Genomic DNA, 23,680 nt, shown 5'->3' on the forward strand with positions numbered 1-23,680 from the left:
TACATGTACAAGGAAGGAATGATAGTATGAAGGAATGGATTGTTGAAACCAATGCATTAACAAAAAAATTCCGCAGCTTTACAGCGGTGGATCAGGTTTCGTTTCATATGAAAAAGGGTTCGATTACCGGTCTGATTGGCCCCAATGGTGCCGGTAAGTCAACCATGATGAAGCTCATGAGCGGTATGCTGCACGCTACGGAGGGAGAATTGAAGCTGTTTGGAAAGCATCCGAAGGAGGACCCGTTTATCTTCCGTCGTATTGGCACTCTGATTGAAAATGTAGGCTTGTATCCGGCACTTACCGCATATGATAACCTGAAAATGAAGGCTTTGATGCTGGGGTGCTGTAATCATGAATTGATTATGAATCTGCTGAAGCTGTGTTCTCTTTCCACAACAGGAAAGAAAAAAGCAGGAAATTTCTCCATGGGAATGAAGCAGCGTCTGGGAATTGCCATGGCATTGCTGGGTGATCCGGAGTTGCTGATTCTAGATGAACCGACAAACGGTCTTGATCCGCAGGGAATCTGTGATATGCGTGATTTGTTAAAGCGACTACAGGAGGAGCGTGGCATGAGCATTCTTATCAGTTCCCATATGCTGGCAGAGCTGGATAAGGTCGCTACAGATTTCGCAGTGATACGCTCTGGTAAAATCGTAGAGCAGTTCACAAAGGATGAATTGCTGGAGCGCTGTCGTGACTGCTTCCAGCTAAAGGTCGATGATGTGAAGAGGGCTAGCGTTATATTGGAGGAAAAATGCTTTGTGGAAACCTATGAGGTGCTGCCAAAAGGAATACTGCGCCTGTATGACCACTATGAGGATCCTTCTCATATTGCAAAGCATCTGGTTATGAATAATATAGCACTTTACGGCATGGAGGATCATCATCAGGATCTGGAAGCCTATTTCTTAAAGGAGGGTGAAGCACATGTGGAATAATCTGAAGATGGATTTGTATCGAATGGTACGGCAAAAGTCGTTTTATATTTCCATGATCATCATGCTCTTGTTGTATTTCTGGATGAGCAATGCATCGGGACTGCAGAGCAATACACCCTTTGCATCCTTTTATGCAGATAGGGATACAATGGTTGACTTCCTCTATTATTTTCCAAAAAGCGCCTTTTATACGATTGCTGTTCTGGTATTCCTTTCCCTATTTTTCAGTGAGGAATATTCCAGCGGATTTGTGAAAAATATATATCCAATGATTCACCATAAAGAGCTGCTGTTACTGGAACGGTTTCTGTTTTCCTTCGTAGCTGCCTTTGTGTACTGGATTGCTGTAATCATACTGGTTGCTGTGGAAAACATATGGCATCAGGATTCCTTTGCGGCCTTTGAGCTTGTGTCCTTTCTCAGCTATTCCTTTATGCAGTTGTTGATTCTTGCAGTGATTGCATCCTTTCTCAATCTGCTGATCCATGCGACAGGCAGCAGGGTTGTCACGATTCTGGTAGCTGTCGCCTATGGAAGTATGACGACGTTTATGCTGCATACCGGTATCATGTCATTGCTGAAGGTAGAGTATACAGATTATATACTTTATGCTGTATCCGGCAAGCTGCCATACCAATGGGATGCACTGTTATACAGCCGTGCTGCTATGGTGGCAATTACAAGTGGAATCCTGTATAATATAGGTAGCTATATACTGCTGCAAAAAAAGGATTTAAAATAAGTAAGGGAGGGAACAGTATGCCGGAAATCATTATGACAGTTATGATCGTTCTTTGTCTGTTCCTTATTCTGCTTTTGTATCTTCAGCATAAGAATCTACGGCATATAAGAGAACAACTGACCTACACTAACCGGGAGCATAGTACCTTCCGGTTTTATTCCGATTCCATGGATCCGGAAATGAAGGCGCTATGTGAAGAAATGCAGCAGCTGCGGGAATACTATATGCAGGAAAGCGTACGTGCGATGCGGATGGATCATAATTTCAAGCACCTGATTACAAATATCTCTCATGATATCCGAACCCCTTTAACGAGCATCAGCGGTTATCTGCAGCTGCTGGAGACAGCGGAGAATGAAGTGGAACGGGAACATTGCTTTACCGTCATTCGTGCACGTATGGCATATCTGCAGGATCTTTTGGAGGAGCTGTTTTTGTATACCCGCCTGAGCAGTGCCAGTATTGAATTTCATCCGGAGCCGGTGCGTATTCATGATCTGCTGAGTGAGGTTCTGCTGCATTATTATGAGGATTTTAAAAAGCAGGATTTGCAGGTGGAGCTGGATGTGGATGCGATGGCTGTTCTAAAGGCCGATCCCGTATATCTGAAAAGGATGCTGCATAATCTATGTGTCAACGTGCTGCGGCATGGCTGTGGGACGCTTCTGATTACGGCTAAGAGCATGGATCAAGCATGTGAGCTGATTTTTCAAAATGATGTTATGGATGAAGTGGATGCGGAGGCTATATTTGAGCGCTTTTATACAAAGAACAATGCCGGAACCGGACGGGATACCGGTCTTGGTCTTGCCATTGTGAAGGAGCTCTGTGAGGGAATGCAGGGAAGTGTTTTCGCCAGACAGGAGCACCGACATTTACAAATCCATACGATTTTTCCAGCCGGCAGGTAATCGGACAAGTGTTCCCTAAAGCATCAGATAAGGAAAGGGCTGTATAATAAAAAGAGAATTCAGGATGCTACGTTTTTGAAGTAACATAGAATTCTCTTTTTTATATATACCATGATTCTGTGAAAAGGAAGTCGCAAGACTCCTTAATCTGCATGGAGAGAAAAGCTGAAATTTTTTACATACTGTCTGATAAAGCCAATGCCTGCTGCGAGTAATGCACAGCCAAGTCCGGTGTAAAAGGATTTGATACAGAGATCGGGCCATACATGCATTGCCCGTAATGTGATGCCGAAGGTCATCATAAAGATCATAATGATATAGGACTTTGTATCGAAGAATCGCAATATATGCATTCGCTCCTCTTCATTTCCCAGTATACGTGCTGTATGCTTATGTATCAGCTTTTTGAATATCATGTTGTAGAAAACAAGGAAGGTGGCGACTGCTGCGGCAATGACTGCCAGACTTAGATAGCTGGTGCTAAGCCAGCCGATTCGTACAATATTAAAGCCGGCGATAGCCCATACGATGCCTGCGGTCAAAACCAGATATTTTTTATTTACATACATCATCCCTTCACCCGTTCCTTCAGCATGAGGAAGAACAGAACCATACCGATACCTACAAGAATATGCCCCATTCCTGCAAAGCCGGAAATCATACCGTTTGTTGCGCTGCTCAATGCACTGCCGTTAACCTCTAAAATACCGCGGACAATAAGCATGATGGATGTCAGAAGAACCCCAGCATTGTAAATCCAGAGAAACGCTTTGTATTTTTTAGATTCCTGAATGGCGAATAAGCGGATACAGAAGGTGACAATCAGAAACATCATCATGCCCAGCAAAAATAGATGGGTGTGTGCGAAGGAAAGTGCTGTGCGTCCTGTAAAGCCGCTCAGCTTAGTAAATTCCCGGTAAAAGACACCGCTGACCATAGCGAGAGTAGCATATAGAAATGCAAGATTTATTGTTTTTTTCATTTTAAAATCAGCTCCTTTTTCATCAATTGATACCCCATGAATACAACCCATACATAGGCAAGTGTTTTAGGAATCATCAGCATTCCAATCAGAGGCATCGTATCTGCCCACAATACGACAGGAATGTAAAACAGAAAACTAAGGGTTATGGCAAGCCACATAAAACGAAATACGTGATCGTTGTTTTGTTTCGCCTGCCGGTAAAATAAGACGATAATTACAATGCCCATCGCGGCAAAGGGAAGGTTTCGCAGGATTCCCCATGATATCGGTGCCTGCGCGCTTGTCCATGCATTCTGTGGAAAAAAACACAGAGCAATTCGGATGATTGCGAGCAGGTAGATGGAAATCCGCAAGGCTGAGCTATATATTGTGTAGCGCATTTCCCATATATGATACAGGAGTACATAGAATACAGTCATAGTAATCGATGTGATGAATTTCCCAATTCCAAGTGCTGTGGTATGGGCTGCAAGTCCATCCGTACATAACGCATAAGCTCTAGGAATCAGGTGGAAAGCATCACCAACGCCAAGGGTTACCGCCATGATTCCAAAAAATAATAGCATGGGGTTTTTGTTTGCTTTTCGCAATATGATAAAGCCTGTGAATATAACAGTAAGTAAATAACATGCATCAAAAACAGTTTCCATAACAGCCTGCATAGGGCATCCTCCTTATTGTGAACGGTGTTCATTTTGAGACAAAAATAAGACTATTTCCTTATATAAAGCAAACGGCGAATGATTTCCTTTGTGAGTTTGCAATCCTTTCTCTGAGCGGAGAGATCATGCATCATGTGTTCAAAAAGGAAATCAATGAATGCCTCTTTTGTAAAGCAGTCATTCCATACATTGTCAGGAATATTGTGATCCTGCTGCAGAGCATACAGAAAGCCGTTTCGCATATGGACCTGATATTGCTCCTCCATCAGCTTCCCGCGTTCTTTTTCCGTTGTACGCAGGATATCCATCTGACCAAGCAGTACAGAGAAGAAATCCTCCATATGCTCCGCAAGCCGCAGATATACAAGCTCATAAAAATCCGCAAAGGGAAGTGTTTCACTCAGGGTACAGATATCCTTATGGAACATGCTTTTCCAGAAGTTTTCCACAATCGCAAGCAGAAGGTCTGATTTTGATGGAAAATAATTGTAGACAGCACCAACTGAGATATTTAGTTTTTTTGCCAGTTTCCGGATACTGAGCTGATCGATGCCATCCTGAAATACGATTTGCTGTGCGATATCCAGAAGCTCCTCCTTTGAGGTAACTACCTTATTCATACACCACCTCCAACTTGAACACTGTTCATTATAGAGGTGTTCTGCAGGGGTGTCAAGAAATCTGCATCCTGTATCCTGTTTAAATTTAACCGCCTAAAATGATAAAGCGTATTAGATCAATGATTGTATGTGCTCCTATTGCCGAAAGAAGATTCACCTTTCTCATCATCATGGAAAAGGGCAGTCCAAACAGTAGAGAAAGAATCAGAATACTCATCAAATCCATGGTTTGCGGAAAGTGAAGGAGAACATGAGGCAGTACCAAAATGATATAAATAAGAAAATTATCCAAGTATGTAAAGGAACGATTCCCATACAAACGCATTGTCCATGCGAACAGGAATAAACGAAAGCAAATTTCCTCGAAAATACCAGCCTGCAATGCAGAAAACAAATAGGATAGCTTCCATCCGGGATGGGAAGGAGTCAATCCGGCTGCTAGGAATACATTAACAAGTGCCAATACAATACCAATACCTAGACAGAACAGTGTTTTGCACGATTGTGATTTTGAATTGGCTTTATCTGTGCTGAAAAAGGGAATTGGATTGGTAGTGCCATGCAGTATTGTCATAGCACTGAGAAAAGCAAGAAAAACTACAATGGATAGTATAGCATTATCAGGAAGTACAAGGAAACTCAGAATACTGCCTGTCAGAATATCCTTTTTCTGAATTTGCCCATATTCTTTTACAAGGTTGTATAATGAGAGCCCTGTAATGAAAAGCAGCCAAGCTGCCATACCCGTGATACGTACACTGATTATGGAAAAGCTACAAACAGTCCCGGCGAACAGGGCGAGAGATGGTAATGCTTTTTTATATTTCCTTGTCATACGCTTTGATCCTTGCAGATGTTTTTTGTGATAATTCATCCCGGCACAGCAGATAGAATATAAGCCCCGGTAAGGTTATGGAAAGCAATACATACCGCAACGGAGGGATATTACGTATTCTGCAGTCCATATATACAAAGCGAAGAATTACGGAGATAAACATAATTGCGGCGCTCAAAGAAGAAACTGCGGAAATTGTCATCACGATTATTACCGATGTCTCACTCATTTTAAAATATCGTAGAAGTACTCCCGTCAGAAACATGATAATAAATAATACAATAAGCATACAGAAAGGAATCAGAAAGGCTTTCTTTTTCAACATATCTGTGAAAAAATGAGTGGTATGAAAGCTGCGCTCCAGTTGTATACTGTCATTCATAAGATCCTGTATATGTACTGAAAAGATTTCAGCCAGTCGGGCTAAATTCTCTGAACTGGGCTTTGACAAACCTTTTTCCCACTTGCTTACAGACTGTCTGCTCACATCCAGCAGCGCCGCAAGACTTTCCTGCGACAGCTGATGTTCTGTGCGCAGCATTTTGATTTTATCATTTACATTCATAATATCAACTCCCGGCTTTAGAATAACAGAGTACAGCGAAACCGTCTAGCAACTATCACGCAACCTGCTTTTTTTATTAGGAGAGTGTCTTTTTTTGTCAGTATAATGCAAAAAAGGACGTACTGTCCTTTTCGTTTCATGCATGTGCCGCCTCCGCAAGTGTTTTCACAAAGCGTCCGAGCTCCTCGCGTGTGATTTCCTTATTTGCCAGCCGTCCAATCTGTCGTACGATGGCACTGCCTACGATGACACCATCCGCATAATCCTTCATTTCTGTGATTTGTTCCGGTGTTGAAATTCCAAAGCCGAGTGCCTTCGGTGTATCGCTATAGGTGGAAAGCTCGTGCAGGAATGCTTTCAAATCCGCCTGAAACACACTGCGCTCACCGGTCACTCCCAAAGAGGTTACACAATACAGAAAGCCCTCACTCTCCTGGGCAATCTGCTTCTTGCGTTTATTCGATATCGGTGTAACAAGTGATATGAGCTCGATATGGCAGGCATCCGCAAGCGGCTTTATTTCATCCCGATGCTCCATAGGCAGATCAGGAATAATCAAAGCGTCAATACCTGCCTGCTCGCTTTCCTTTAGAAAGCGTTCAGCTCCGTATTTGAATATCTGGTTGTAATATAGGAGGAAAACAAGCGGAATCTGGGAGAACTCGCGAATCTTCGACACCATGTGCATAACATCGGTCGTCGTGATATTATTTTTTAAGGCTCTCAGACTTGCCTCCTGAATGACGGGGCCTTCCGCAATCGGATCAGAAAACGGGATTCCGATTTCAATAATATCACAGCCGTTTTTTTCCAGCTCCCTTACGCATTCCATACAGGTATCCATATCCGGATCACCGGCTGTCAGAAAGCCGATAAAAGCCGTTTTTTGTTCCTGCTTCAGCTTCGCAAAGGTCGTATCTATTCTATTCATCAATATCCACCTCCAGGTATTCCGCAATACTTTTTACATCCTTGTCCCCGCGGCCGGACAGTGTTACAGCTATGATACTGTCCTTTGGCATGGCTGGTGCCAGCTTCATTGCATAAGCAACCGCATGACTGCTTTCAATCGCAGGTATGATTCCCTCCGTCTTGGTCAGATACAGGAAAGCCTGCACAGCCTCATCATCGGTTACAGGAACATACTCCACACGTCCATTTTTTGCCAGATTTGCATGCTCGGGGCCGATTCCCGGATAATCCAAACCGGCGGATAGGGAATATACAGGCATGATCTGACCGTCATCGTCCTGCAGAAACAAGGACTTCATCCCGTGCAGAACACCGACACTACCCCGTGCAATCGTTGCGGCATGCTGTTCAGTATGAATTCCTTTCCCAGCCGCCTCACAGCCAATTAAACGCACAGTTTGATCCTGCAGAAAGTCATAGAAGGAACCAATGGCATTGCTGCCGCCTCCCACACAGGCGATTACCACATCCGGCAGACGTCCCTCCTTTTCCAGACACTGCGCCTTCATTTCTTCCGATATGATTTTCTGAAAATCCCGGACGATCATCGGATACGGATGAGGCCCTACTGCAGAGCCTAGGACATAAAAGGTATCCTCACATCTTGCCGCCCATGCTCGCATTGCATCGTTGCAGGCATCCTTCAGGGTACCGGTACCGCTGGACACTCCGGTTACCTTAGCTCCCAGCAGCTCCATCTTAAATACATTCAGGGATTGCCTTCGCATATCCTCAACACCCATGAATACCTCACACTCCATGCCAAACAGGGCTGCCGCAGTGGCGGAAGCCACACCATGCTGTCCAGCCCCCGTTTCCGCAATGATTTTTGTCTTTCCCATGCGCTTTGCCAACAGCACCTGCCCTAGCACATTGTTGATTTTATGTGCACCGGTATGGTTTAAATCCTCACGCTTCAAATAGATCTTCGCACCGCCGAGCTCCTCACTCATTTTCTTTGCATAATACAGCAGAGATGGGCGGTTTGCATATTCCTGCAAATAAAACTGCAGCTCCTGTTGAAAATCCGGATCCTCCTTCAGCTGTTCATAAGCTGTTTCCAGCTCCTCCAGAGCAATCATCAGTGTTTCCGGCGCATACTGTCCGCCAAACTCTCCATACATTCCTTTTGTCATTTTCATTACCTCATATATTCACATGCCTCATAAATGCATGTACTTTCTTTTTATCCTTTTTGCCATCTGTCTCCAGAGAGCTCGATACATCAATGCCATAGGGCCGCAATGCCAGCACTTCATCCACATTATCCAGGGAAATACCACCGGCGATTATGCATTCAGATACATCCAGCCTTTGCAGGATATCCATAGCGATGCGTTTGCCACTGCCTCCCTGCATGCCCTGAACATAGCTGTCCAAAAGCAGATGATCCGCATGCGGATATGCGTTTTTCGATACATCCTTTATGCTTTGTATGCGCAAAGCCTTCCATATCTCACAGGTGCACGACTGCTTCAGTAGGCGTAGTTCCTCATCGGTTTCCTCACCGTGCAGCTGTATGACATCCAAAGAGACCTGCTTTGCAATGCTCAGTATACGGGCAGGCTGTTCATTCACAAATACCCCAACCAGTCGGCTTCCTTTGATCACTTTGGAAAGATTGCAGGCTGTCTCTACGGTTATTTGGCGCTTGCCGAAAGCGAAGATAAAGCCTGCATAATCCGGCTGTACCTCATTTACCAGCAAGGCATCCGCATAGGTTCTAAGACCGCACAGCTTTATGATTGCCATATTTCAGCTCCTGCAGGTGCGTACGGATATCAGGGGAACGCATGAAGCTTTCTCCAATCAAAACAGCGTCCGCTCCGGCATTTTTGACATACTCCATATCCGCATGCGTGAATATCCCGCTCTCAGAAACAATGCTGATATCTGCTGGGATGCGGGAGGCCAACTGCTTTGTTGTATCCAGGGAAACCTCAAAGGTATGCAGATTCCGGTTGTTAATGCCAATGATTTCCGGCTGTAGCTGCAGTGCTCGTTCAAGCTCCTTTTCATCGTGCACCTCTACAATGCATTCCAGCTCCAGACAGCGGGCCAGCTGATAAAATTCTCTGAGCTGTGTATCCGTAAGCATAGCGACGATCAGAAGCATCATGTTAGCACCGACGCGCTTTGTCTGTACGACCTCACGCGCATCCATGATGAAATCCTTGCGTAAAATCGGAAGATCGGTAACAGAACGCGCAATCGTTATATGATCCAGATTACCCTGGAAGAAATTGCGCTCCGTCAAAATAGAAATTGCATTGATGCCTGCCTCATCGTATGCATTCGCAAAGCGGGCTGCACTGAAATCCTCTACGATTACGCCCTTGCTAGGACTGGCCTTTTTAATTTCTCCAATCACAAATAGAGAATCATACAGCTTCATCTGCTTTGCTATCTTACCGCGCTTTTTTGGTAAAAGCTGTATCAGCTCATCCTCCAGCGTCAGTCTTTTCTGTTCGATAATCGTATCCAGTATCATGCGCATACCTCCTGAGACAGCCTTTGGAATTGTTGAAGCTTTGCCAGTGCACAGCCGCTGTCAATGCTTTGTTCTGCCAGCTTGATGCCTTCTGCAATGGAATCGCAGCTTCCGCTGATATACAGGGCAAGTCCGCTGTTCATCAGTACAGCATCTCGTTTGGCACTGTGTTCTCCCTGCAGAATATCCATAAGAATTTTTGCGTTTTCCACACTGTCACCGCCAACCAGCTCCTGCAGCTTACAGCGCTTCATGCCAAACTGCTCCGGGCATATGCGGTAGGTGCAAATACGGTTGTTTTTCAGCTCATGAACAAGCGTATCTCCGGTCATGGAAACCTCATCCATGCCACAGTCCCCGTGAACCACAACGGCCTGCTTAACACCCATTTCCTGATAGACATGAATCATAACATCTGCCATTTCCTCACTGTATGCTCCGATGACATAGGTGTCCGGGTGTGCCGGATTGGTTAGTGGCCCAAGGATATTGAACATTGTTTTTAAGCCAAGCTGCTTGCGGATCGGGCCGACATGACGCATACTTTCATGATAGGTCTGGGCAAACAGAAAGGTGATACCGACGTTTTCCAACAGATAGGCAGCCTCCTTTGGCGGCAGCGTGATGTTCACATGCAGTGCTTCCAGTGTATCAGCACTGCCGCTTTTGCTGGAAACACCGCGGTTACCATGCTTCGCAACCGGAAGTCCGGCTCCGCATAATACAAAGGAGGAGGTTGTGGAGATATTAAAGGTGTTCAGGCAGTCCCCGCCAGTTCCTACGATATCTACAATTCCCTTTACTGCGGTTGGCAGAGGTGCAGCCTTGCTCACCATGACACTGGAGGCAGCCGCTATTTCCGCAGGGCTCTCTTTTTTCATTTTCATGGCAATTAGGAAGGCGCTCACCTGTTCACCGCTTGCTTTGCCATCCATTATGATATTCATAGCATCCTTCATTTCCTTTGTTGTAAGATCCTGATGCTCACTGATCTTTCTGATATAGTCCTTTAACATATAGACCTCCGTTCTCCCGCTTTCTGCGGGTACAGTTTTATATTAAGATTAGCTTCTATTGTTTTTTATCTGATTTCCTTCTCTTTCACATGTGGAGCTTCACAGTTTTCATAAAGTTTTCTATAATCCTTGCGCCATATGGTGTCAGAATAGATTCCGGATGAAACTGAATGCCGTATACCGGATACTGGCGATGCTGAATTGCCATAATTTCATCACTGCGGCTTCTGGCAGTGGCAATCAGCTCTGTTCCCAACCCTTCTACGACCAGGGAATGATAACGTGCTGCTTCAAATGCACACGGGATGTTATCAAAGAGGGGACAGGGGGCGCATTGCTGTATGATATCAGCCTCTCCATGGTGAATCTGCCTGGCATAGGTAATTGTAGAGGCAAAGACCTCTGCTATGGCCTGGTGTCCCAGACAGATACCGAGCATGGGGATTTCCGTATAGCAGCAGCGTATGATGTCCTCCATATTGCCTGCAGTCCCTGGATGACCGGCACCCGGGGAAAAAACAATAGCATCCGGACACAGTGCCTTGACGTCCCTGCTGTTTACGGCATCATTTCGCAGTACGCGAATATCTGCATCGTATGCGGCAAGTGCCTGATAAAGATTATAGGTAAAGGAATCGTAATTATCGACTAACACAATCATACAGCCACCTCCCCATGGATTGCTCGTAACAGGGCTTTGGCTTTGTGCAGAGTTTCTTCATATTCCTTTTCCGGTACAGAATCCTTCACAATACCGGCACCTGCCTGCAAATATACCTTGTCTTTATGGAAAACAAAGGTACGAATTGTAATGCAGGCATCGAATTGCTGATTGTAGCCAATAAAGCCGATTGCTCCGCCATAGATTTCGCGTTTGACAGGCTCCAGGCTTTCGATGATCTGCATTGCACTGATTTTGGGAGCACCGGATAGCGTGCCTGCTGGAAGAACAGATGCCAGCGCATCATACATGTCATATTCTTTTTTTAATCGTCCGTGTACCTCACTGGTCATATGCATGACGTGGGAATACAGCTGTACCTGTTTCATGTTTTCTACGCGTACACTGCCAATCGCTGCTACTTTACCGATATCGTTGCGTCCCAGATCGACCAGCATCGCATGCTCTGCATTTTCTTTTGGATCATTGCGTAAGGACTGTGCTGCAGCTTCATCCTCCTGCACGCTGTTTCCCCGTGGTCTTGTACCTGCAATCGGCATCGTCATAATGGATTGCCCCCGCCCCTGCAGCAGCAGCTCCGGCGATACGCCGGCAATGACATAATCCGCAAAATCAAGATAATACATATATGGACTTTTCCCAAGAGCACGCAGCTGCACATAGGCGGCAAAGGGATCCTCAGTGTAATCCGCCTGCAGCCGCTGACTCAGCACAACCTGAAAGATATCCCCCTCCTGAATGTGCTTCTGAGCTTCCTTTACCCTGGTTATAAACTGTTCTTTGCTTAGGGAGCTGGTAACCTTGCGTTGCGCAAGCGGTTCATTACGATATGCTTCCTGCTTTGTTATGCGTGCACTCAATTCTTGAATGCGCTGTATAGCCCTGTGATACTTTACGTCCAGGTTGATCTGCGGCTCCTGCATGTTGACGATCACATACAGACGATGCTGTTCATGATCCAAAACGATCAGCTCCTCTACAAAGGCAAACTGCATCAGAGGGAGGTGAAGGGATGGAAGCTGGTTGTCCTGTATGGCTTCAAATAGCCGAATCACATCATAATTGAAATGACCAATCGCTCCACCGGTAAATACAGAGAGCTCAGGATATATAGGAGCACGCTCCTGCATCTGCTGTTTCAAAATATCCAGCGGGTTTCCATCCAGCTGCTTTGTTTCCCCATGCTGCATAAGGTAGGTTTTATCATCTCTGCTAACAAGACGTTTTTTTGCGGGCAGAGCGATGATAGAGTAGCGTCCATAGGAATTTAGAACACCGCTTTCCAGAAAAAAGGAATACGGTCTTCGCAGGGCTGCATACAGATCGAGTAAATCATCCTTTGCATAGTCCATTGCTGAATAGATAGGGATTCGTGTATATGCTTCGGCGTATATACGCACGGTTTGTAAATCGGGATAGATCATAGGTTCCTCCTGTCATATGCTTTTGGCGGCTGTTATACCGGCTGCGCCATCGCTTTGTCTGACAGAATGCTTTTGCTAAAATATCATTCATTTTTCATTCTCCTTTTTCGTTTCTGTATAAGAGTGAGAATAAAATAAAAACCTCCGTCCTGTATCATAGGACGAAGGTTATCTCCGTTTAGCCACCTATACGCTTTGCGAAAAAAATTGCAAAGCACTCTTATACAAACACCAACATGTCTGCTTCCTTAGATAACGCGGGAATTGCGTCACCAGCTACTCATTCCTTTTCGCCGGTGCTTCTCTTCAGGCCCATTCACGAGATCTCTTCACGCCGAATTTCCACCATCATCAGCTCTCTATGGATTCGAGGGTTCTGTTACTCTTCCTGAATCAATCGAATTGTATTGGTTTGATTATAAAGCTGCTTTACATTGTTTGTCAATATATTTTCAAAATATATTTCATATTCTTTCAATCTGTTTACATATCGTGTATGATCTCAAGCTTTGTATAAAATGAGTGTACAGAATGAGTTGTATAAGGGGAGGGATAAGTATGTTATGTAATGTTGAATTGTTTAAAATATCTTTATGTACACGGAATATGTAAAAAAGCATTTTTATACATAAAATTATGCAGGCGTGCTATGATAATGTAAGACAAAAACTGTTTTTTTGGCAGATGTTTCCACGAAAGCAGTACAGGAAAATAGAGGCATGTTCTTTCATTACGACTAAGGAAATGCATGCATGGATTCACTTTGGAATATCGTTGTACAGTATAATGTCAAACAGATATACATATTGTATCATACTTGAGATTGTGTATTTTACAAGATAAAACAGTGGATCGATATAGATTGGGTATAATGATTGTAAGAGACTTACATTTGTTTCTTACATTGTTAGAAACATTTTACATTTTCTTTCAAAATATATTGACATCCTCTTTCTGTTCCCGTATACTGTAACTACAATACAAGCGATGAAAAGAAATAGTACACAAAGCCTGGCATTACAGAGAGTCCCCATCCGCTGAAAGGGGATATGTACAGCTTGTGGAACACATCTTGGAGCTGCAGATGCGAACCAATAGTAGTATCTGCCGGTGACTCCGTTACCTGTCAGAGTATGGTATTCCTGAAACAATCTGGTTTTAAAGAATATCGGATACTCATTGAGGTCAGTAGCCGTAAGGGACTGATAAATTGAGGTGGAACCACGTAAGCACAGCTTTCGTCCTCTGGAGAATAACCAGAGGATGGAGGCTTTTTTTCATCACATGCTTGAAATTTGAGGAGGAAAACGTATGAAAAGGATCGTAATGACAATGCTCGCACTGTTGTGCACACTTTCTTTGACCGCCTGTGGTTCAGATGCAGGCAAGGGGGATGATAAGGAGGTATTGACCATCGGTATTGATGATACCTTTGCGCCAATGGGATTCAAAAAGGATGGAAAGCTGGTCGGCTTTGACGTAGAGCTGGCAGAAGCAGTTTCAAAGAAAATCGGAAAGAGTGTGGAATTTCAAAACATTGACTGGGATTTAAAGGAGACTGAGCTGGAATCCGGGAATATTGACCTGATTTGGAACGGATATTCCATTACGGATGAGCGTAAGAAGCAGGTGCTGTTTTCCGATCCGTATATGGAGAACCGTCAGCTGATTATCACAACGGATAAGACGGGAATCAAGGCAAAGGCGGATATCAAGGGTAAAACCTTATCCGTGCAGAAAAACTCCAGCGCCTATGATGCTGTGATGAAGGATAAGGACTTTGTGGCAGACTTAAAGGGTGGAAAGCCGACACAGTTTGATACGAACAATGACTGCTTCATGGATTTGGAATCCGGACGAAGCGATGCAATCGTTGTGGATGAAACGCTGGCGCGTTACTATATGAAGCAGCAGGATAACGGTGTTAAGTATGTCGTACTGGATGAAAATTTCGGAACAGAGGAATATGCGATTGGTATGCGTAAGGATGATACGGAATTATGCAAGGAGATCAACAAGGCAATGCAGGAATTGAAGGACGATGGAACCTTTGATACCATTAAGGATACCTGGTTCCAGTAAGCTATGGATTTCTTTATACAGCTGCTTCCGGCCTTTGTAGAAGGGCTGAAGATCACCCTGTTTTTCTGGGTGGTAACGCTGGCGGGCTCCTTTGTTCTGGCGCTCCCCATGGTATATATCCGGCTGTCTAGGAATGCGGTTGTTTCTTCCATCGTTCGCTTCTATATTTATATCATGCGGGGTACGCCGCTGCTGCTGCAGCTGATGTTCGTTTATTTCGGGCTTCCCTATCTGGGAATCCGGCTGGACCGGATGACGGCGGCAATTCTGGCATTTCTATTGAATTATACAGCTTATTTCACAGAGATTCTGCGTGGCGGTATTCAATCCATTGATGAGGGACAAAAGGAGGCTGCCAAGATTCTCGGCTATTCCAATGCCTATACATTTCTGCATATCCTGCTGCCGCAGGCGCTTAGAAACTGTATTCCATCCTTTATCAATGAGAGTCTGACATTGCTGAAGGATACCTGTCTGGTTTCCATTCTGGGCATCGATGAGCTGTTGCGCTATGCAAAGATTGCGGCTGGTACGTATGCGACAGGGCTTCCGTTTATCTATGTCGGTGTGATTTATCTGGTATTGAATATGCCGATTTCCCGTGGTTTAAACTATCTGGAAAAACGGCTGAATTATTATAAGTAGAGGTGGCAGTATGAGTATACAAATTCGAAATCTATGCAAAGCCTTTCAGGATAACCAGGTTCTTCGCAGTGTTACGCTGGATGTGAAGGAGAAGGAAATCGTTGTTTTAATGGGCTTGAGCGGGAGTGGCAAGACAACACTGCTGCGCTGCCTGTGTGATCTGGAGCGTGCAGATAGTGGTGAGATTATCATCAATGACACGTATTTGCTGAAGAATGAAAACGGAAAAAGCGTCTATGCGGATAAACAAACAAAGAGGCTGCTGCGTAAGGAAGTCGGTATGGTGTTTCAGAATTATCAGTTGTTTCCGCATCGTGATGTCTTGCAAAATCTGATTGAAGCACCGATTTATCACAAGCTGATGAGCAAGCAGGAGGCAATACAAAAGGCTGAGGAGCTATTAAAACGGCTGCAGATTCAGGATAAGCTGCATGCCTATCCCTCCACTTTGAGCGGCGGGCAGAAGCAGCGCGTGGCGATTGCCCGTGCATGTATGCTGCAGCCATCCGTGCTATGCTTTGACGAACCAACCAGTGCGCTGGATGTGGAATCCATTGCCTCGGTAACCTCGATCATCAAGGATTTGAGTAAGGAGATGGCGATTCTTATTATCACACATGATGAGGGCTTTGCGAAGCAGGTGGGGACACGCGTTGTGAGAATTACGGATATCAATCAATAGCGACATAAGGATACCTTTTTGTATGAGGGTATCCTTTTTTCTGTTTACGGCGCTGTTCTAAGCTTTTATAAAACCGCAAAATAAAAAGCGTATATTTATGATAAGTTTAACAACATAAAATACACTTTCTTTTGCTTATGAATAATTCTCACCTGATTATCTGCTTTCCTTCTCCTTCAAACAGCGCAAATCCTCCTTTTGATATACATGTGCTCCCGGTATTGCTTTTCGATAATTCCAGCATTGAATAGCCTCCTGCAGAGATCTTCCCGGATTATCCGCAAAAAAAGCACGGATATACGTATTATATTCAAACTGGCTGCCGATAACAGTCCTTGTATGCTTTTTCTGCTCCTGAATCATATGCCATGCATCCACGGCATCCTGGTAGGTTAGTCCGGCATGTGCCTTCAGCCAATCCTGAAATTCCACATTGAAAGAGAAGCGCTTCCCAATGACAGACTGAAAAAAACTGCGATGCCTTTGAGAACAGACGATGTTTTCCTCGATGATGGAATCCAGAGAAAGGGGCTCCTCCCGTACATTCCTTCGTACTCTTTCCTTCCTGCTGTTTTGTACAGACTCGCCCCGAAGGAGCTGCAGGATTCGTTCATTCAGCTCTGCCTTACTGCCTCCTGCCGAAATTCCACAGCTTTTCGCAAACGCCTGTAATTCTTCCTTCAGAAAATAAGTATTCTGAAAATCCTCAGGTGTCAATGCTCTTGTTAATTCTGGTCGTTTCATACACTCTCCTATCCTACAGCTTTAGCTGTCCCTGCTGCACCTGCTGCTTTTTGTAGCCCCGTATGATATCGTTCATCCGGTAGCGGATACCATATTTCTGACACTCCGTCTTGAATAGCTTGTAAAGTCTAGCAGCATGCGGGGAATCACAGCTGTAAACATTATGATACCGATGCTCATACAGCTTACGTTTTCCCGGGAAATAATGATCAAGCTGATAGTAATAATAATCCCGCTGATTATCCCGCAATGTCATACCAAATGCCGGAAAGATAAACTTCGCATGGTGGCTTGCGGCCAGCTCTACGATGTTAATGATATTTTCCGGTGTGTCATTGATAAAAGGTAGAATCGGCATCATCAAAATCCCGGCGTATATTCCTGCCTGATGCAATTTCTCTAAAACATGGAAGCGTTCACTGGAGCTTGGTGCATGCGGTTCGATTATGCCTGCCAGTGCATCATCCGCACAGGTAATTGTAACCTTGACAATGACAGGACTGTGTGAGGATATATGAGACAATATATCGAGATCGCGCAGAATCATAGTACTTTTGGTATCGATCCCCACACCAAAGCCATAGCGGTCAATGAGCTGTAAGGCACCTCTTGTAATTTCCAGCTGCTTTTCAAAAGGGTTATAGGTATCTGACATAGCGCCGATACCGATGACTCCCTTTTTCCGCTTTCCCTTCAGCTGCCGTTCCAGTATGAGCAGCTCATCCTTTTTCCTGCGTACGCGGTCGAATTCCTGCACCTGATAGCAGCTGCTTCTGGAATCGCAGTAAATACAGCCGTGATTACAGCCCTTATACAGATTCATATTAAAATCCATACCAAACCAGGAAAACTGACCAATCGTTGTGCCGCCGCCCTGTAGAATGGTTTTTGCCTCTATTTCCTCCATTTCCGCAACTGTATCCTGCTGTAGAGGGACATAGATTTCTATCACGGAGGAATCCTGATGAAAATGAAACCGCTCAGTGTATTTCTCGAAATAAACCAGTGTTCCTTTCCTACAGGTAATACTCCGTTTTGGCAGCTCTTCTTCAAATATTTTACGGATCGTATCCGGCAGCAATGCCATATCGCCATGATGCTCGAAGCAGAGATATTCACCGCGCGGTATACGATAGAGCCTGAATTGCTCGGGGTATAGCTGAGAGCTTGGTACACCGCAGGCATACAGTAGCTGCCCGTGATCCCGTAAGGTCAGTGCATACTTTACAAACGTTTTTCCCTGCTTCACATGATACAGCTTCAGCTGTTCATTAAAGCTTCTCCAAAAAGCCATGGATATACGGGCATTCCCTTGCAGTGATGTACTAAGCCTGGTTTCACAGCCTACCAGGAAGCTGTCATCCAGCCTGCACTGTCTGGCTTCCATATGTTCTCCACAGCTTTTCAGCCTTCTTTTCCGACATTATTTCATTTGTCAGATAAGTGTTACCGTAGAATAAGGCATAGCTTGTCACCGGTGCAGGGCATTTTTGTGCAGCTTCTCGCGTGGTGATATGGTGTACGGTGCAGGGCTGTCCCCAGTTATTCATCCATTGTGCAAATCTGGTGGCATATTGAATAGCGAAGGGACACTGATCGGTATAGTATAAAACAAAGGTGTGTTCCGGATGCTTTGGCTGAAAGACAGTCTTTGCGAAGCAGGGTGCTTTGACATCTTTATGAAACGGCAGCTGCAGTAACGTAAACACACCGGCTTCATCCGCAGGTGTAAAGCCCTTATGCTTCAGATACGATGGATCACTGAGAAACGGCAGCTTCTTTTTTCCTGATAGAATGGTGATGCCATGCATCCCCTTTGCCCTGGCATCCGTAATGCAGTGCTGCAGCAGCTCATCCGAATAGCCCTGTCCCTTAAAGCTGCCGGAAACCCACAGACAGTTGATATGCATCCAGTTTTCCGCCTGAATGGGTACCCATGCGGCTTCTGCCGGTATGTATTCGATAAAAACCTTACCGCGTACATTTCCTTTGTAAAAGACAAGTCCTTCCTTCATGCGCTTTTTCAGCCATTCCTTCTTATCCGTAACGCTATGATCTCCTTTTTTCTCCGTCATACTGCAGCAGATATGTTCCTTCTGCAAATTTTCCGGGGTGAGCTGTATATATTCCATGGTTTCCTCCTTTATGGCTTTCCCTGTTATCGTTTTCTTACGGGAATCCGCAATACTGTTTTCAGATTCTCCGGTTTGCACTTCCGCGGGTCTCCAAGATAAATTTCATGATGTCTGCGGATTTGACCGCTTGCTGCAGCTGTACCAATATCCACACAGCAGCCGTTTTCTTCCAGGAATGCATGCAGTTTTTCCAGTGTTGAAGGTTCCTCATCATAGGAGCCTTTATGCAAAATCTGTGCACATAAGCCTTCTGTATAAAGCTCCATCCGTACTCTGTCTATATCCGCATCCGCGTGCTTTTTGTGAAACTCAGTGCATGCCCAGGCAAATACCTCACTTGTTACATAATCCGGAAGACGAAGCATGGACGTCCACTGAAAATCCTGTTTTCTGGAGTAATCCATTTCGCTGCTTCCTTTCATTTCCCAAAGTCCTTCTAGCGGAGGTACAACAAAGTCATGATAGCCCTCCAGCTTTTTGGAGCCCTTTTTACTCATTTTTATGGTAAAGATAATACCATAGAGGAGCTGCAGAGCCTTGCTGTAATCACCATCCGCATCATTCGGATCTCCGCTTCCATCCACCATCAGAAAGGGAATTGTAGGTACGTCGATCAGCATTCCTTTCGTTGTTGGCAGATACAGCTCCTTATATTCTTTTTTATAATCAAGCTTTGTCGTTTTTTCCATGCCACATATCTCCTTTTTCTATATCGTATCACAGCATATAAGACATCTGCATGTCATATTACTCATATTGTTTTACGGCATTTCGCATCCTTGTGCAAACCTCATCTCGTATGTCGACAGGCTCCAGGATGCGCAGGGAATCTCCAAAGGACATGAGATATCCGTACACCCATTCACTCATAGGGAAATCAATCGTAACCAGAAAGCTTCCGTCCTCTCTGCGCTGAAAGCAGGAGGTATCGTATTCATCAAAGATTCGGTAAGCGACATTCTCTTGCATTTCCAAGACAAGATGGACCATTTCTTTTTTATATTCGTTATGTGCATGAGGAAGCTCTTCCTTATTCAGCTCTCGCTGAAAATGCTTGTTTGTGCAGATCAGCTTTTCCATGCGGTTCAGCTTGAAATAGCGCTGTGCCTGTTTGTCTCTACAATAGCCAATTACATACCATGCAGAGCCTTTAAACAGCAGCTGCAAGGGCTCAACTGTACGTAATGTACTGACACCATAGGAGGAATGATAGGTAAACTGTATGACCTGCTTATCCAAAATGGCGTCCTTGAGCTGCAGAAATTTACGGTTGGCACTGTTATCATCGCCCCAGTCCACAAAATCCACATCGATCCAGTTGGTCAGCTTTGCGGAGAAGGTGGCACTTAGCTTTGTGAGCAGGGAATCCACGTCCTGAGGATCGGCGATGTGATAGCTCTGCAATGCTGCCATCAGTCTTTGCTGCTCTGCCTCACTGAACAGGGAGCGATGCAGTACATAGTCCTCCATGAGAAAGATACCGCCCTGATGCCCCTTGTTGGTATACAAGGGAATACCGGCCATGGATAATGCATCCAAATCACGGTAGATGGTACGTGTACTGACTTCAAAATGCTCCGCCAGCTCCTTGGCGGTTACTCTGCGCTTCTGCAGCAGTATATATACGATTTCAAACATTCTCTGTATCTGCATGCAAGCCCTCCTCACTATCTGATACCATTGTACCAGACATAATATGACAATACTATGTCACATTTGATTAAATCCAAGGGAAGTATTTTTAACATAACCAGAAGCGTTTATCACGATATACAAATACGGCTTGTATTAAGAAATATTTGAATTCGGAAATAAAAGGAAACGAATGATGCAGGCTTTGGTAATCTGTATTTAAAATGTTTTAAATGGCAGGCTGTCAAATTTTCTGCTCATATGACTTTAATTTTACATATAATTGGATTTCTTATCGTGAGTTAAAGTGTATGAACATATTCATAAGAATTGCGTTCTATATGTTTTATATTCATCTGTACTCTAAAATTTATATAAAACTGTTCATTTTTGAATATACAGTTTAATGGTAGAATGTATACAATTTCAAAGAGAGGAGAGATTATATGCAGCATGAAAAAACAAAGGAGCTGGCAATGACAGCGCTTATGACAGCTTTGATATTCACGGCTACCTATATTATAAAGATACCTAATCCTGCAACCGGAGGCTACACGCATATGGGAGACTGTATGATTTTTCTGGGTGTGATGGTTCTGGGGAGAAAGCAGGGGGCTTTGGCAGGAGGATTGGGGGGAGCCTTATCTGATTTACTGAGCGGGGCAGCGATCTGGGTTCTTCCAACCTTTTTTATCAAGTATGCAATGGGCTGGATCATGGGATATCTGATGGAGAAAACCGTATGTAAAAACAGGCTGGCTGCGGCTGGTGCAGGCGGTATCTTTCAGATCATCGCTTATACACTTGTGAAAATACCGCTGACAGGGCTCGTTCCGGCTATTGCATCTGTACCGAGAATCTGTATGCAGACGATTATCGGACTGGTGATTTTTACCGTCCTTTCTGCTATGCTGTCTCGTACGGAGCTGCTTCAGCACCAAAAGGAGAACCGCATATGAAAAAGATAGATGCGCATGCACATATTGGAGAAATCGGCGGCTGGGCGAATGTAGCTGCAACACCGGAACAGCTTCTTACGTTGATGGATACGTATGAAATAGAAAAAACAGTAATTTGCTCGCAGGATAATGAGGCGGTTTATCAGGCAGTAAACAAATGGCCGGATCGTTTTCTTGGCGCTGTGTATGTAAATCCGCTGGAGGACACCTGTACACAGCAATTAAAGCAATACCTGGACAAGGGGTTTCATGCGGTAAAGCTGAATCCGCTGCGGCACGCCTTTGTGGCGGATGATGTGTGTGTTGACCCGGTGATGGAGCTGGCAGAACACTATCATGTTCCTGTCTGCATTCATTGCGGACATCCGCCATATTCCCTCCCCTGGAGTATTGCACTTCTGGCAGAACGCTTTCCTAATGTTAAAGTGATGATGATTCATATGGGACATGGACACGGTGTGTACATTGATGCGAGTCTGAAAATGGCTAAGCGCTATAAAAATCTCTATCTGGAAATGAGTGGAATGCCGATGCATACGAAAATCAAAGAGGCATATGAACGTGTCGGTGCTGACCGTATTATGTTTGGCACAGACGGCCCCTTTCACCATCCATCCGTGGAAATGCAAAAGGTGATCGTAAGTGGACTGGATGATCAGGCATTGCAAAGGGTGTTCTATGATAATGCCAAGGCTTTTTTTCAAATTACTTAAAAGGGTGTTTTAGGACTATGTTTCCTAATTTCCTAAAACAGTACGGGAATCATAGTGATCCTATCTTTTTGAATGGCATCTCCTTCTGTAACGCATTTTATCTATACTCTTCATAGCGTTTATAACCTTAAACTTTTTTGTAAGACATGGTTTCTCATATGATGGTACAGCAAAATGGACAATCAGTCACATGAAATAGCTTCATGACCTTAAAATGGATGATATGAAACGAGAAATTATGGATGAATATCTGGCAGGGTTGAAGTCTATACGTTACCCCAACTTCATATCTTACTTTTCCATGAGCATTATCTTTACCCTGATATATTTTCACAGTATAATTTATAATATCCTCTTGTTATTCAGCTTATTCTTTGTGGGAAGATATTGTTTCTTCATAGATTAGTTTCATATTATCAGTTGAACTCAAACTATTGTTTTCTTTTGAAGAACAACCAAAAAGTAAACACTGATATAAACAACAACTTGAAATTATGCAAAATTATTTTACAGAATATTATTTTTTATTGATTTTTTTTGAAAAAAATCAAATATATACCACTCGCGATTCCTATACAGGAATTTATTCTTAAAAGTAAAGGATTAATAGATATCAAACCCCATGAACTTAAGTAAATAAGTAAGCATAAAGAGAATATTACTTTTAATAATATATCAATCTTTCTAGTTTTCATTTATACATCACCAATTCTTGAATAAGTGGCTTTATAGTAACCGGCATTGCATGGTCCTGAATGAATAAACCCTGTTTCTCTAAATCACTGAAATCATAATTTTGATTAGAAGAAATATTGTTATTTGCTTGTATCTGTTGTGTATTAGTTGAAATAAAGATTGCTAGACATACTGATATGATTACGAGAATAAGGACTGAGTGTTTATTAATTATTGATTTTTTCATAAGCTTCTCCTTTCCTATTTATTTATGAATTTAAAGTCTAAATTAACCATATTTTCACGTTCCCATCCATCTATTTATAGTTAAATAATATACCGTATTTATATGTAACACAATGCTTTTTTATTATTTATATACATGTTATAATAAATTTTTATTAAAAATTATAAGGGTGTATTGACTTTCCTTATTTCAATTTATCACTTTTGTCATATCCATATTATGGTAATGGCAGAATTAGAAAAGTGCAAAATCTGATAATAGCATATGAAAATGAATATTCTGGAGTTTTTAATGCAGATAACGCAATCAGGTATGAT

General features: G+C 43.8%; 27 protein-coding genes and 1 other annotated feature. Of the genes, 8 read left to right on the top strand and 19 right to left on the bottom strand.

Going from position 1 to position 23,680, the window contains the following annotated elements; translation table 11 throughout:
* Window positions 1–26 precede the first annotated feature (26 nt).
* The 3 genes from GKZ87_03280 to GKZ87_03290 are packed head-to-tail and all read left to right on the top strand — an operon-like array spanning window position 27 to window position 2,597.
* Window positions 27–944, top strand: a complete 918-nt coding sequence (locus tag GKZ87_03280; protein QSI24597.1) for an ATP-binding cassette domain-containing protein — start codon at window positions 27–29, stop codon at window positions 942–944.
* Window positions 934–1,686: an ABC transporter permease gene (locus tag GKZ87_03285; GenBank protein ID QSI24598.1), complete on the top strand. Its 753-nt coding sequence runs from the start codon at window positions 934–936 to the stop codon at window positions 1,684–1,686. The genes GKZ87_03280 and GKZ87_03285 overlap by 11 nt, the downstream gene beginning before the upstream one ends.
* A 17-nt stretch (window positions 1,687–1,703) precedes the next feature.
* Complete coding sequence (locus GKZ87_03290; protein QSI24599.1) at window positions 1,704–2,597, top strand: sensor histidine kinase; 894 nt, start codon at window positions 1,704–1,706, stop codon at window positions 2,595–2,597.
* A 143-nt stretch (window positions 2,598–2,740) separates the two neighbouring features.
* Here GKZ87_03290 and GKZ87_03295 read toward each other — a convergent pair whose 3' ends face one another.
* The 13 genes from GKZ87_03295 to GKZ87_03355 form a co-directional block, all read right to left on the bottom strand.
* Window positions 2,741–3,166: a hypothetical protein gene (locus GKZ87_03295; protein ID QSI27868.1), complete on the bottom strand. Its 426-nt coding sequence runs from the start codon at window positions 3,164–3,166 to the stop codon at window positions 2,741–2,743.
* Window positions 3,166–3,579 (bottom strand): DUF2871 family protein, encoded by a 414-nt coding sequence (locus tag GKZ87_03300; protein QSI24600.1) that lies wholly within the window; start codon window positions 3,577–3,579, stop codon window positions 3,166–3,168. Before GKZ87_03300 ends, GKZ87_03295 begins: the two co-directional genes overlap by 1 nt.
* Window positions 3,576–4,244, bottom strand: a complete 669-nt coding sequence (locus tag GKZ87_03305) for a hypothetical protein (GenBank protein QSI24601.1) — start codon at window positions 4,242–4,244, stop codon at window positions 3,576–3,578. Before GKZ87_03305 ends, GKZ87_03300 begins: the two co-directional genes overlap by 4 nt.
* A 50-nt stretch (window positions 4,245–4,294) precedes the next feature.
* Entirely contained in the window at window positions 4,295–4,864 is a 570-nt protein-coding gene (locus GKZ87_03310) for a TetR family transcriptional regulator (protein ID QSI24602.1), read from the bottom strand.
* A gap of 85 nt (window positions 4,865–4,949) precedes the next feature.
* Complete coding sequence (locus GKZ87_03315) at window positions 4,950–5,738, bottom strand: CPBP family intramembrane metalloprotease (GenBank protein ID QSI24603.1); 789 nt, start codon at window positions 5,736–5,738, stop codon at window positions 4,950–4,952.
* Entirely contained in the window at window positions 5,683–6,264 is a 582-nt protein-coding gene (locus tag GKZ87_03320; protein ID QSI24604.1) for a helix-turn-helix domain-containing protein, read from the bottom strand. Before GKZ87_03320 ends, GKZ87_03315 begins: the two co-directional genes overlap by 56 nt.
* 136 nt (window positions 6,265–6,400) lie before the next feature.
* Window positions 6,401–7,195, bottom strand: a complete 795-nt coding sequence (locus tag GKZ87_03325; protein QSI24605.1) for a tryptophan synthase subunit alpha — start codon at window positions 7,193–7,195, stop codon at window positions 6,401–6,403.
* Window positions 7,188–8,372, bottom strand: coding sequence for a tryptophan synthase subunit beta (trpB, locus tag GKZ87_03330; GenBank protein QSI24606.1), 1,185 nt, complete (start codon window positions 8,370–8,372; stop codon window positions 7,188–7,190). Before trpB ends, GKZ87_03325 begins: the two co-directional genes overlap by 8 nt.
* Window positions 8,373–8,382: 10 nt before the next feature.
* The gene (locus GKZ87_03335) at window positions 8,383–8,988 is read right to left on the bottom strand and encodes a phosphoribosylanthranilate isomerase (protein QSI24607.1); all 606 of its coding nucleotides are present in this window, start codon (window positions 8,986–8,988) and stop codon (window positions 8,383–8,385) included.
* Window positions 8,960–9,727 (bottom strand): indole-3-glycerol phosphate synthase TrpC, encoded by a 768-nt coding sequence (gene trpC / locus GKZ87_03340; protein ID QSI24608.1) that lies wholly within the window; start codon window positions 9,725–9,727, stop codon window positions 8,960–8,962. Before trpC ends, GKZ87_03335 begins: the two co-directional genes overlap by 29 nt.
* Window positions 9,724–10,743: an anthranilate phosphoribosyltransferase gene (gene trpD, locus GKZ87_03345; protein ID QSI24609.1), complete on the bottom strand. Its 1,020-nt coding sequence runs from the start codon at window positions 10,741–10,743 to the stop codon at window positions 9,724–9,726. Before trpD ends, trpC begins: the two co-directional genes overlap by 4 nt.
* An 85-nt stretch (window positions 10,744–10,828) precedes the next feature.
* Window positions 10,829–11,404: an aminodeoxychorismate/anthranilate synthase component II gene (locus GKZ87_03350; GenBank protein QSI24610.1), complete on the bottom strand. Its 576-nt coding sequence runs from the start codon at window positions 11,402–11,404 to the stop codon at window positions 10,829–10,831.
* Window positions 11,401–12,849, bottom strand: a complete 1,449-nt coding sequence (locus tag GKZ87_03355) for an anthranilate synthase component I (GenBank protein ID QSI24611.1) — start codon at window positions 12,847–12,849, stop codon at window positions 11,401–11,403. The genes GKZ87_03350 and GKZ87_03355 overlap by 4 nt, the downstream gene beginning before the upstream one ends.
* A gap of 978 nt (window positions 12,850–13,827) precedes the next feature.
* Window positions 13,828–14,098 (top strand) — a binding site (T-box leader).
* Window positions 14,099–14,160: 62 nt separating this feature from the next.
* On the opposite strand from GKZ87_03355, the gene GKZ87_03360 reads away from it, so the two are divergent.
* The 3 genes from GKZ87_03360 to GKZ87_03370 are packed head-to-tail and all read left to right on the top strand — an operon-like array spanning window position 14,161 to window position 16,258.
* Entirely contained in the window at window positions 14,161–14,931 is a 771-nt protein-coding gene (locus tag GKZ87_03360; protein QSI24612.1) for a transporter substrate-binding domain-containing protein, read from the top strand.
* Between the two features lie 3 nt (window positions 14,932–14,934).
* The gene (locus GKZ87_03365) at window positions 14,935–15,576 is read left to right on the top strand and encodes an ABC transporter permease subunit (protein QSI24613.1); all 642 of its coding nucleotides are present in this window, start codon (window positions 14,935–14,937) and stop codon (window positions 15,574–15,576) included.
* A 10-nt stretch (window positions 15,577–15,586) separates the two neighbouring features.
* On the top strand, window positions 15,587–16,258 hold the full coding sequence (locus GKZ87_03370) for an ATP-binding cassette domain-containing protein (protein ID QSI24614.1): 672 nt from the start codon (window positions 15,587–15,589) through the stop codon (window positions 16,256–16,258).
* 156 nt (window positions 16,259–16,414) lie between these two features.
* On the opposite strand, the gene GKZ87_03375 is transcribed toward GKZ87_03370, so the two are convergent.
* From GKZ87_03375 to GKZ87_03395, 5 genes are read right to left on the bottom strand one after another with little or no spacing between them, the layout of a single operon-like run.
* Window positions 16,415–17,002 (bottom strand): hypothetical protein, encoded by a 588-nt coding sequence (locus GKZ87_03375; GenBank protein QSI24615.1) that lies wholly within the window; start codon window positions 17,000–17,002, stop codon window positions 16,415–16,417.
* Between the two features lie 13 nt (window positions 17,003–17,015).
* Window positions 17,016–18,389: a radical SAM protein gene (locus tag GKZ87_03380; GenBank protein QSI24616.1), complete on the bottom strand. Its 1,374-nt coding sequence runs from the start codon at window positions 18,387–18,389 to the stop codon at window positions 17,016–17,018.
* Window positions 18,361–19,134 (bottom strand): GNAT family N-acetyltransferase, encoded by a 774-nt coding sequence (locus GKZ87_03385; GenBank protein ID QSI27869.1) that lies wholly within the window; start codon window positions 19,132–19,134, stop codon window positions 18,361–18,363. The genes GKZ87_03380 and GKZ87_03385 overlap by 29 nt, the downstream gene beginning before the upstream one ends.
* 26 nt (window positions 19,135–19,160) lie before the next feature.
* The gene (locus GKZ87_03390) at window positions 19,161–19,826 is read right to left on the bottom strand and encodes a transcriptional regulator (protein ID QSI24617.1); all 666 of its coding nucleotides are present in this window, start codon (window positions 19,824–19,826) and stop codon (window positions 19,161–19,163) included.
* A gap of 58 nt (window positions 19,827–19,884) precedes the next feature.
* Window positions 19,885–20,790, bottom strand: a complete 906-nt coding sequence (locus GKZ87_03395; protein QSI24618.1) for a WYL domain-containing protein — start codon at window positions 20,788–20,790, stop codon at window positions 19,885–19,887.
* Window positions 20,791–21,215: 425 nt separating this feature from the next.
* On the opposite strand from GKZ87_03395, the gene GKZ87_03400 reads away from it, so the two are divergent.
* Entirely contained in the window at window positions 21,216–21,728 is a 513-nt protein-coding gene (locus tag GKZ87_03400) for an ECF transporter S component (GenBank protein QSI24619.1), read from the top strand.
* Window positions 21,725–22,441, top strand: coding sequence for an amidohydrolase family protein (locus GKZ87_03405; GenBank protein QSI24620.1), 717 nt, complete (start codon window positions 21,725–21,727; stop codon window positions 22,439–22,441). Before GKZ87_03400 ends, GKZ87_03405 begins: the two co-directional genes overlap by 4 nt.
* Before the next feature lie 691 nt (window positions 22,442–23,132).
* Here the strand turns inward: GKZ87_03405 and GKZ87_03410 are convergent.
* Window positions 23,133–23,363, bottom strand: coding sequence for a hypothetical protein (locus tag GKZ87_03410; protein ID QSI24621.1), 231 nt, complete (start codon window positions 23,361–23,363; stop codon window positions 23,133–23,135).
* Window positions 23,364–23,680 lie beyond the last annotated feature (317 nt).

It is taken from the genome of Erysipelotrichaceae bacterium 66202529 (assembly GCA_017161075.1).
GTDB lineage: Bacteria > Bacillota_I > Bacilli_A > Erysipelotrichales > Erysipelotrichaceae > Clostridium_AQ.